Consider the following 11,014-nt stretch of genomic DNA (forward strand, 5'->3'; position numbering starts at 1 on the left):
ACCGGGGAAAACTCTGGAACGAAGTGGAACAACGAGAAACCCGAAAAAACTCGACAGTCGCCCGGGAATTTGAAATTGCCTTTCCAAGTGAGTTGAACCAGGAACAACGTCTGGCCATGCTCGAAGAACTATGCGCCAGTATCGTGGACAGACATCAGGTGGCCGTCGATGCCTGTATCCATGCACCGCATACTGGATCCGGCAGTGATGAACGCAATTATCACGCCCATATCCTGATGAGCACACGTAAGCTCACTCCGGAAGGTTTTACTGAGAAAACCCGGGAACTGGATCAGAAACACAGTGGAGAAATTGAACACTGGCGCGAACACTTTGCCGATATCTGCAATATGCACCTGGATCTAGCCGGATACACCGCCCGAGTCGACCACCGCAGCTACAAAGACCAGGAGAATGGCCTGGAAGCGACCCTGCACGAAGGACCGAAAGTCACCGAACTACGCCGAAAAGGGATTGAGACCGAAATCAGCCGCAGCAATGATGAAATCAAACAGAGAAATCAGGCTCAGCTGCAATACGGCAAAAATATGGATCTGCTGATTGCTGAAAATGAGATAAAACTCAGCACACTGAAAACAGAACAGCAGATCCAAATCAAAAATAGCGCTAAAACGCCACCAATTGACGAAAAAGCCCTGTTTGAGGAAAAACAGAGGGAAACCCTTGGCAAAGTGCTAAAACGCGAAATCAGCGCAAAAGACGCGAATCTAGACCTGGATTTTATGCAGCGCAATCTAAAACAAGCCGAAATAAACCTGACCAAGCACCACAAACATCAAAACGAGTTCAATCAGCAGCTTGCCCAGGAGATCGTGAAAAGCGGACTCAAGCAAAGTCATGACAAATTGCAAAGCCTAGTCGATCAACACCACGAATTAACCCAGAACAAACCCTTACTGTTTGGAAAAAAAGCCTGGGAAGCCCAACGTGATGCGATTTACCAGGAACACAAAAAGCTGAAAGGTCAGCATGAACACCAGAAAAAACATGGTGTGAAGGATTTATTGGAAAATGAAAAGTTTAAAGAACATGCCTGGAAGCAGTACCAACAACAACATCCGGCCAAAGCCAAGCAATACCAGACTCTATACCCATCCTATCAAGTCATTAAAAAATGTGTGGATGAGATCAAAGCAGAACAACAGATGAAACTCAGACAAGAACAACAGCTCAAAGCACAGCAACAAGCTCCTAAAATGAAATCTCGTGGCATGAGTCGCTAAACAGAGCGAGTGTCTACGAGCGAACTGAGAAAATTTGCCCATCCCTTTCCCTGATTACAAGCTCCCTATCCATCAATCACCTGCATCACAGAGCATCCCGCATGGGTGCGAACTTTCCAAGTTTGATTCCCAAATCGAGCGTAGCGAGAAAAAAAGCTCATGAGCGAAGCGAATTCTGAGCTGCTTTTGATCTTGCTTTTTCTTTTTCTCAAATTCACGAAAATATGAACCAAAAATTGCCCCGACGAATCGAGCGAAAGCGAGATTCAATAGAGTTTGAGCGTAGCGAAAACCAAGGGCAATTTTTCAAATTTCCTTTTTTAATTATTTTTAAATCTTTTAAATCTTTTCAGCCCTCTGTATGCCTTTAATAGCAATGGTTTCAGCATTTAACTATGACGGATTGACTACTAACTATGACGGATTGACTACTAACTATGACGGATTGACTACTTAACTATGACGGATTGACTACTAACTATGACAAGTATATATTTGTCATATATTAAAGATTAAATGGTTTTATTTTGGATAAGAATCAAGTTGTAAAATCAAATCAAGTTATAGAAGCTTCATATCAATTAAGTGCAGTAGAGCAACGTATTGTCTTAGCAGCCATTTCACGTATTCCAAAGAATCAACCCATCACAGATGATGAGTTATACCCAGTGAGTGTTAATGAATTACAGCTTCTAGGAGTACACGAAAAAACAGCCTATAGAGATTTAAAAGAAGGGATTAATAGACTTTATGAAAGATCTATCAACCTTTCTGTGGACGATAAATCTATCAAAATGAGATGGGTACAGGAGGTTCAGTTTTTAGATAGTCAAAGTGTCATTGGTATTCGCTTTTCAAAACCAATTTTGCCTTTTATATCTAACCTAAGTAGAGAGTTTACGAAATATGCTCTATCTGATATTGCAGGTATCAACAGTGGGTACGGTATCCGTATTTATGAGTTACTGGTGCAATACAGACAAATAGGTAAGCGTGAAATCTCTGTTGATAATCTAAGAACCATGCTGGAACTAGGTAAAAAGTATCCGTTATTTGCTGATTTTAAAAAAAGAGTAATTGATACTGCTGTAGATCAAATAAATGAATACAGCCCTTTACGTGTGACTTATGAGCAGAAAAAAACAGGTCGTAAAGTTACTCACATTACTTTTTCTTTTAAAGAAAAAACAAGAAGTATTGGTCAGGAAAGTAAAGACATACCGAAAGAGTTCTATAAGTTAACAGATGCTCAGATAAATATGTTTGGTAATCAACTATCACGTCTACATGAACTTTCTCATCTAGCACTTGAGGGTGAGAGCTATGAAATATTAGCTTCAAAAATCAAGGAAAAACTGAGAGATCCAAAACAACAGAAGCCGTTTTTACCTTACTTACGGAACTTAGGCTTCAAACCTTGAGTGTATTGAAGAATACACTTATTGTATTCTGCAATACGTATCTTAAATACACAGTAATACACTATGAAAACAAGTACAAAATACAGTGTTAGTGATGCTGCCACACTGTATAAAAAATCTAGAGCGACACTTTATAAAGATATAAAAAATGGGGTATTAAGCCGTGATCATGATGGCTTTATAGACTTTTCAGAGTTATTAAGAGTATATGGTGAACCGTTTAGTGGAAAACAGCCAAAACGTATTGATACACCTCAAATACAAAACCTAGATACATCTGAATACACTGATAAAACAGTTATAGAATTAAAAAATCAGATCGATTTTTTGAAGAAACAATTAGAAAAAGCAGAAGATAGAGAGACTAAAGCTAATGCTCGTATCGATACGCTTCTTACACTAATTGAAATGAAGCCCCTAAAATCCAATATTGATTCAAATAAAGAGAATATTGAAAGTAAGATCTCACCTAACTCAGATGATATAACTACCAATATTCCGTCAAAACAGCTTAAAGAGGACGGATTGACTACTTCAGAGAATAAACGTATCCCTGTTCCAGAACACGTTGAGCCTCAACCTAAGAAGAGAGGCTTCCTGAGCCGTTTTTTCCTTCCCTATGGTTAGCCAGGACTCCAATTTTTTGATGAGCCAATTTCAGTGCAAGCACATGAAATAATGACTCACCAAAAAACCGGATGATGTTTATTGAAACTGAACAAAGTTATGGAACATTGATCAAATAGTAAGCGTGGAACAAGGAAAAACATAAAAAAAGCCCATTTGAGGGTAAATGGGCTTTTGAATAGTATATAAGAAATTGATTTTAAAGGAATAAAAATAGCACTTCGTATAAGGTGTATTATGTTAATTTTAGGAAGTCTTTACAGTTGGCCTTCAAGTAACTGACCTATTTCTAACCTGGTATAGCCACGTTCTTTAAAAATCAAAATAATTGCTTTTTTATAATCTTCAGAAGTAGAAGTCTTATATTTAGTTATCAGTTGATTCTCAGAATTCAGCTCTAGATCATTTTTGATGGTCAATACTTCGCTAGAGATCCTATTAAAGATATTTAGGTTAAACATACAGGCACTCGTCATCCGTTATAGCGGCCCGACTACAACAAACACCTGCCTTAGCTTAGCTAGACACCCTTGGCCGCAAGGATTACAAATTAGACAAGATTCTGCAAGTTTTGCAGAATTGAGAGCCTGAATATTCGACGAAATTATTGTTCACTTAACATAATGGCGCTTATACGCAATACACTTGTATATTAATATAAAAATCAATTACTTAAAATTTAACACTCAACCCTAAAATCAGTAAAAAGCCGACTTTGAAACAAGTCGGCTTTTTTATGATCGATTTTGATAGTTTTTGCCAAGAAAATTGGCTAAAAAAATGATCAATTTAGCAATCAGTGCCCATTTCATACGGATCCAGGTTCCAAAACTATCCCCAATTGCTGGGGATAAAATTTAGGCTATTTTGTACGCTTTGGCTCACATAAAACTCGGCCCTTTGCGGCTATCCAGGATAGGTGAATTTTCCTATGATGAACTCATCAGGAACAGGAAGTTCCATAACATAAAACAAAAATTATAAGTTATTGCACATGGACCAGAGGGTACAACAGCACAATCAGCAACAATAAAAAACCCCGGCAGGATGCTGGGGTTTTTTATTATTTAGATTTCTTAAATCAGCGTCGGGTGTGCCGTCCAGGATACGAATTAAAGTCGCTTAAAATAACGTCAATAAATATTGAAAAAGTCATAAAATGTGATATGTTTCACACTCTATTTTTTAGTAGTAAAATTTTTTTATGAAACTATTAAAAAATAACAGCAAGTTTTTAAAAAAACCATCTGTTTCATTATTAATAGGCCCTTATATGAAAAACTTTATCACTACAGCATTATTGCTTTCTTCTGGCGTATTTATAGCAGGACAGACGAATGCTTCTACTAAAACTGCGGATGCAACTTTTAAAGTTAAAATTGAAGTCGTATCAACATGTGCGATCAGTGCTACAGATATCGATTTCAGTGAAGTAAATAGTGGTATGGCAGCAACAGATAAAACTGGTACTTTAAATGTAACCTGTACCAGTCAAACACCCTACAGCGTTGGTTTATCTAGTAGTGGGAAAATGACCCATACGACTGACCCTACGTCTAGCATTGCTTATAAATTATTTAAAGCATCCAGTGATACAGCAGAGTGGGACAACGACAATAACCAATATTCTTCAACTGGTTCAGGTATTGTACAGACTATCCCTGTAGTTGCTAAATTATCTGGCTCTACAAATGTACGCGCTGGTAACTATGCAGATACCGTCACAGCTACAGTAACTTATTAATTTTTATTATCGTAAAGAGTCCACATGAAAACGCCAGCCAAATTCTCTCATGTATTTCACATTTGTGGTGCAGGAATCTTGGCAGCTAGTATTTCTATAACACAGGCGCATGCTGCCAGTTTGCAAGTTGCGCCTATTTTATTAGAATTTTCACCACAAGAAAAAGTCAAAGAACTTTGGTTGACCAATACAGGTAATGAGAGTATTCGTGCACAAGTAAGGGTGAACGCTTGGACACAAAGCAATCAACAAGATATTTTAACAAACTCCAAAGATTTAATTGCTAGTCCTATGGTCATTAGCATTCCTGCCGGACAACGGCAATTGGTTCGATTGATCCGCAATACTCAAATAGCAAATACGACTGAACAAGCTTATCGGCTCATCGTGGATGAATTACCTAACTCCCAGACTGATGTACAAAGTGGTCTACAATTGTTACTCAAATATTCCATTCCTGTTTTTTTAAAAGTATCGGACAGTAATGATACAGATCAAGGCATAACATCCCTGCAAGGTATAAGCTTTAAATATAATACGCAAACACTAACAATCAACAATCAGTCTAGTCATTATAAGCGCTTTAGTCAGTTTGCCTACATTGATGCGCACGGCAAAAAAATACCAATTCAAATGGGATTGATGGGTTATGTGCTTAGTGGGCAACGCATGCAATGGAAAATTCCAAATAATATAAATGTTACGCGTGGTGGAAAGTTTATAGCTGTAGTTAATATGGATCTTCGTGAACAAACTCTACCATTATCTCCCTGATACAGAATAAGCTTTAGGTATAGGGAGCTTCTGATCATTGAATGTTCGAGCAAGCAATTTTATACTTGCAGGAATGATGCTGGTCACAGCACCGACAACATTTGCAGAACAATACTTATCCAATAATATAGACAGTGCGATTCAACAGGAATTATATTTGGATGTAGAAGTAAATCAGTCTGCACAGATTCAAATTGGTCATTTTTTACAACAAGATCAGCAACTCTATATTGATGTAGCTTCCTTAAAAAATTTCGCCATTACTACCGAGATAGCACCAATCATAATTGATCAGGTATCCTATATCGCACTTGATCAGATTGTAGGGCTAAGCTATAAATATGACGACCTCAATCAAAAAATTTCAATCCAAGTACCTATTACACTGTTAAGCAGTCAACATCAATATGGCTATCAGCATCTGCCTGCTGCAAAAGTTAATCCATTGCATGAAAAAACAGGTGTCTTGCTCAATTACACTGCTTTTGCTCAGCAGCATGAGAATATATTTTCTTTAAATGGTTGGAATGAATTTCGTGTTTTTGGGCTTTTTGGTGGGGTATTCAGCCTTTCTGGTAACTACCAATATCAAGATAATGCCTTTATAAATCATCATATACTGGATACATATTGGGAAAAAGATATCCCAGAACAATTGCTTAGACTACGTTTAGGTGATGCACAAAGTAATGCACTGTCATGGACACGCTCTACTCGCTTGAGTGGTCTTAGCTTATCGAAAAATTTCGCTTTACAACCCTATACCGTGACGACTCCCTTAATGAGTTTTAAAGGCCAGGTAGCATTACCGTCACAAGTGGATCTAATAATTAATGGTATTAAGCAGTTTTCAGAAAATATAGTACCTGGGCAATTTGATATTCAATCAGTACCGAGTATTACAGGTGCAGGCAATGCACAAATGGTCATTACAGATATTAATGGCCAACAGCAAGTACTGAGTATTCCCTTATATGGTACAAATAACCTACTCGCACAAGGCTTAAATGACTGGTCTTTTAATGTAGGTTATCCAAAGTTAAATTATGGCTTATCTTCATTTGATTATGCACAAGATCCTGCATTTAGTGGGAGCTATCGTTATGGAATATTAAATAAACTTACTCTGGAAACACATACTGAATTGACCGATCAATTGCAACAGGTAGGACTAGGCACACTCTATCAATTAGGCAAACGTGCAGGACAGCTTAATCTCTCTTATGCTTATAGTCGTACACCTGAGCAACATGGACAATTATTAGGCCTAGGTTATAGCTGGAACTCTACATTAATAAGTTTAAATTATAATGGACTACGACAGTTTGGTGAGTTTAATGACATTGCCAGCTTGAATGATGCGGCATTTGCCAGTAAATCAGACCAATTTTATATAGGTTTTAATACTAAAATTGGTCAGTTGGGAAGTAGCTATATCCAGCAAAAATACACAGAGCAAGAGAGTAAGTTTGTATTGCTGAACTGGTCTTATATCTTGCCGCGACGTATGAACATGAATTTAGGTTATAGTCATGATTTAATTAATAAAAAAGATAGTTACTATCTATCACTTAATATCCCTTGGGCGCAACGCAACTCAGCCACAGCATCAATACAGCGTAGTCATGATAACCAACAGTTTGGTCTCAATATAATGCATGCGCTAAATCAAGATCAGGGAGGGATGGGATGGCAAGCCATGGCCAATCGTACAGATCAATACTCACAATTTCAGGGGCAGATCGACTATCTCGGTCGCTATGGGTTAGCACAGTTAAATGTGCAACATACAGCATCAGACCAACAAAATAATACCAGTGCATTTGCCTCAGTCAACGGAGGGTTAGTTATTCTAAAAGATGTAATACTACCCACACGTTTGAGTAACGGTTCATTTGCCATTGTTTCAACAGATAATATTAATGGTGTACCGGTGCGTATGGAGAATCGTTTGATTGGTAAAACTAATCGTAAAGGATATTTGCTATTGGATCGTCTAAATCCATATCAGCATAATAGTGTAGCAGTTGATACGCTAAATCTACCCATGGATGTAAAAATAGAAACCACACAGCAAGATGTTGTACCTCGTCAGGCAAGTGGTGTATTTGTTCGTTTTCCAATGTATCAAGTGAAATCTGTTCAATTACAGGCAGTCGACGATCAGGGAGAGAATCTAGCAGTGGGTAAATCTGTTTGGGATATTCAACCATCAACACAACAGTCTCCTAAAACCATTGTGGCGCATGATGGTATTGTATATTTAGATGATGTGAAAAATAATAAATTATATATTGGCGATGAGCTTAAGCAATGCCAAGTGAATCTTCCTGAAGTTTCCACTCTTGAAGGTTTTAGCGATTTAGGAAGGGTGGTATGTCAATAAATCATCGGTTTCACCGAATCAGAGCTTATAGCCTCATCAAGCGCTTAGCTTGGATGAGCTTATTTTTTTTAGCTTATAGCATAGGCTCGTCATCTGCTTATGCAGAGAGTTGTTGGGTAGGTGGAGGTAATTTAAGCCTAGGCACAGCGAACATTCAAGGTTCGATGACTGCCTCTACGGATATTACCGTAACATGTAATTCAAACTGGAGTCAGCCCGTGACATATAAGATGTGTATGGTGGTTGATAGTATAGATCCAGCGGCTAAAGACCCTCGCACAATGATTAACTATGATACCAATCCTGCTTCCTTATTAAATTATAACTTATATTATGATGTCGCACGCACGCGCAAGATACCAAACTCAGACGCTAGAAATACAGCTCAGTGCCAGTCTGTTCGAGTAGGTGCTAAGACAGGAGATCCGAGTACATTAATCAAAATGTATGGTCAAGTTCTTGCAGGACAAAATGTACCTGCGGGCTCCTATAAAACCAATAATGTGTCCATAAAGCTGTACTATGCTTATCGCTATGGCTTGGATGCACCTTCAGATCTGGAAGCTCTAGCTAGTCAAAGTAGCCCGACTAACAATATGGTCGTCAATTCTAACTATGAAAATAGCTGTTTGATTTTATCAGCCTCAGATATAGATTTTGGTTCAGTGGAGCTATTGAATAATACTTTATATCGTTCAGGGACTATTCAATTAGCGTGTCCAACGGGTACCAATATGAAGGTAAGTTTAGATAATGGTATAAATCCATTGGGCTCACAAAGACGTATGAAAAATTCTTTAGGAAGTTATATTCAATATAATTTATATCAGAACCCAAGTCACTCGAACGCTTGGCAGGCGAATACTTTATATTCTATAACCAACCAGACTATCCCTGTTTATGCAATGGTTCCATCACAAAGGATCAACAGTATAGGGAAATATTCCGACACCATTACTGTGACTTTAACTTATTAGAAAAACCTATATTTAATAGGTGATTGTAGCAGTGACTGTGTCTGTATATTGACCGGCAGGGACATTAGTATCTGGCACTTTCCCCCAAATAGTAATATTTTGAGTTTGTCCTGTACCGTGTTGTGAAAAACGATTTTCAGAGCTGTTTCCCCATTCTTTGCTCATAGATGCATCTTGATAAAGTCGATATGAAAGCTTCAAGGAAGCATCCTGGGTATTCTTTAGTGTGCCATCACTATTTAGTGAAATATTATAAGGCGTACCATTAGTACACGAGACATTTAAACTTCCCGTTGCCTGGATATTTTGGGTATTACGAGAACTTGTACCAAAATCTATATTAGAAGTAGAACCTGTACCGATATCACAAATTTCATTGACTTTCATTTTGACCTGAAACTGTGTGGACTGCCGGTCACTCATGGTATAAGCAGAGACTGAAACTACAGCTAGAATTACAAATGAATATTTAAAAATTTTCATTGAATGTGCCTATATCCAATATAGATAATTATATTAATCTGAATTGTAGAGAGTAAAAAGGTAACTATTTAAAGTAATAGTCTGGATTACGCACTAAATTTCATGATTCTAATCATATTATTCGATTTTACTCGACTATGCTGCCATCTATTAAACAATTCAAAAATAAAAGGGCAAACAGGCTAGATTTAACATAAAAACTCTTATGCGAAATCAGGTTGATCTAAAGTTCTTTATTGCCTTGATCACATGATCCCCTAATTGCTGAGTATTTTTAGGATTTCCGGCTGAATTATTTAAAGAGACATTTAAAGGGAGGGCTATCTGCCTCAAAATTTCTTTAGCTGATGGTTGTTTTTCACCATCCTTATAAACTTCAATTTTTGCATTTTCATATTGTTTTATCTCATATCCATCATAAAAAATATTATTTAAAATCAATAGCTCATGATTATTTTCAACTTTCAGTTCTGTTTCAGTAGGAATATTTAACCCTATATTTATTTTTGAATTAGCTAAAAGTATTTTGTTATAAATACCTAAAATATATTTCCCTTTGTATTCTCGTGACTTAGCCTGAAACTGCTCCATATTTAAGTCATAGACTACTTCAATACAGAGGTCCTCTGGGTTAATTCTTAAAACAATAATTCTGTCCACTAACTCAATCGTTTTAAGATTAAAATCGACATGACTTGCTGTAGTAACAGTCTTAACAGAAATTCTTTGTCCAGTACTGGAAACTACATCATAACCTCTCTGATTAACTGAATCAGCTAATTGTCCTAAGGTCATCATAGCTACATAAAGTTCCCCAATTCTTCCTGTTAAATGCCTTAATTCTGCAATAGGCATTCCCCAAGAGAGTTCTTTTTCAAACCATTCAATAGATTCACCTAAAGACTTAATAATATCGAATTGGCTCAATGCCATGATTGATTTCCTATCACTTATAAATTAAAGAGCTTACGATCACGTTCATCAGTCAAATACTTGTCCATCTGTGCAATCAATTTTGCCCGGGCCTGTTCATCTTCTTCAGTGATTTTTAGCATACAAGATCCGATTAGAATTTTGCGTCTAGTATCATCTTTACGAGCCTGTTCTTTCTCTTTAGCACGTTCTCTTGCAAGTGCTGCTTGTCTTTGAGCTTTAAGCTGTTTCAGCTTTTCTTCCTGGGCTTTAATTTTGCTGTCTAGTGTTTCAGTAACGCTCATTAATCCAATACCATCATCCTGGGAAACCATCCCTAACATAAGCGCACTTGAATATGCATTCAAGGTGCTATATGTATAGTAATGTTTTCCTCGAAGAGCGCACTTATGCAAACTTCGTTTGCAAGTCCGATTGGGGTCTCC

General features: G+C 37.4%; 11 protein-coding genes. 7 read left to right on the forward strand and 4 right to left on the reverse strand.

Annotated features, from left to right (window positions below):
• The 3 genes from FTU45_RS14140 to FTU45_RS14150 all read left to right on the forward strand — a co-directional run.
• On the forward strand, window positions 1-1,244 hold a 1,244-nt coding region (locus FTU45_RS14140; protein ID WP_180076607.1), incomplete at its 5' end, for a MobA/MobL family protein.
• A gap of 527 nt (window positions 1,245-1,771) precedes the next feature.
• A complete protein-coding gene (gene repM, locus FTU45_RS14145; RefSeq protein WP_071852025.1) occupies window positions 1,772-2,665 on the forward strand; it encodes a replication initiation protein RepM in 894 nt (297 codons plus the stop codon).
• A 63-nt stretch (window positions 2,666-2,728) separates the two neighbouring features.
• A complete protein-coding gene (locus FTU45_RS14150; RefSeq protein WP_071852027.1) occupies window positions 2,729-3,292 on the forward strand; it encodes a plasmid replication DNA-binding protein in 564 nt (187 codons plus the stop codon).
• Window positions 3,293-3,549: 257 nt separating this feature from the next.
• On the opposite strand, the gene FTU45_RS14155 is transcribed toward FTU45_RS14150, so the two are convergent.
• Window positions 3,550-3,753 (reverse strand): hypothetical protein, encoded by a 204-nt coding sequence (locus tag FTU45_RS14155; protein ID WP_057979931.1) that lies wholly within the window; start codon window positions 3,751-3,753, stop codon window positions 3,550-3,552.
• Between the two features lie 743 nt (window positions 3,754-4,496).
• Here FTU45_RS14155 and FTU45_RS14160 point away from each other — a divergent pair.
• From FTU45_RS14160 to FTU45_RS14175, 4 genes are read left to right on the forward strand one after another with little or no spacing between them, the layout of a single operon-like run.
• Window positions 4,497-5,036, forward strand: coding sequence for a spore coat U domain-containing protein (locus FTU45_RS14160; protein WP_180076608.1), 540 nt, complete (start codon window positions 4,497-4,499; stop codon window positions 5,034-5,036).
• A 24-nt stretch (window positions 5,037-5,060) separates the two neighbouring features.
• A complete protein-coding gene (locus FTU45_RS14165; RefSeq protein WP_180076609.1) occupies window positions 5,061-5,810 on the forward strand; it encodes a molecular chaperone in 750 nt (249 codons plus the stop codon).
• A gap of 37 nt (window positions 5,811-5,847) precedes the next feature.
• The gene (locus FTU45_RS14170) at window positions 5,848-8,196 is read left to right on the forward strand and encodes a fimbria/pilus outer membrane usher protein (protein ID WP_180076610.1); all 2,349 of its coding nucleotides are present in this window, start codon (window positions 5,848-5,850) and stop codon (window positions 8,194-8,196) included.
• The gene (locus FTU45_RS14175) at window positions 8,187-9,173 is read left to right on the forward strand and encodes a spore coat U domain-containing protein (RefSeq protein WP_180076611.1); all 987 of its coding nucleotides are present in this window, start codon (window positions 8,187-8,189) and stop codon (window positions 9,171-9,173) included. The genes FTU45_RS14170 and FTU45_RS14175 overlap by 10 nt, the downstream gene beginning before the upstream one ends.
• A gap of 12 nt (window positions 9,174-9,185) precedes the next feature.
• Here the strand turns inward: FTU45_RS14175 and FTU45_RS14180 are convergent, their stop codons facing one another.
• The 3 genes from FTU45_RS14180 to FTU45_RS14190 form a co-directional block, all read right to left on the reverse strand.
• Window positions 9,186-9,656, reverse strand: a complete 471-nt coding sequence (locus FTU45_RS14180) for a spore coat U domain-containing protein (RefSeq protein WP_180076612.1) — start codon at window positions 9,654-9,656, stop codon at window positions 9,186-9,188.
• A 213-nt stretch (window positions 9,657-9,869) separates the two neighbouring features.
• Window positions 9,870-10,589 (reverse strand): hypothetical protein, encoded by a 720-nt coding sequence (locus FTU45_RS14185; protein ID WP_001218546.1) that lies wholly within the window; start codon window positions 10,587-10,589, stop codon window positions 9,870-9,872.
• A gap of 17 nt (window positions 10,590-10,606) precedes the next feature.
• Window positions 10,607-10,873, reverse strand: a complete 267-nt coding sequence (locus FTU45_RS14190) for a hypothetical protein (protein WP_006581723.1) — start codon at window positions 10,871-10,873, stop codon at window positions 10,607-10,609.
• Window positions 10,874-11,014: the final 141 nt, after the last annotated feature.

The organism is Acinetobacter sp. YH12106 (assembly GCF_013418995.1).
GTDB lineage: Bacteria > Pseudomonadota > Gammaproteobacteria > Pseudomonadales > Moraxellaceae > Acinetobacter > Acinetobacter pseudolwoffii.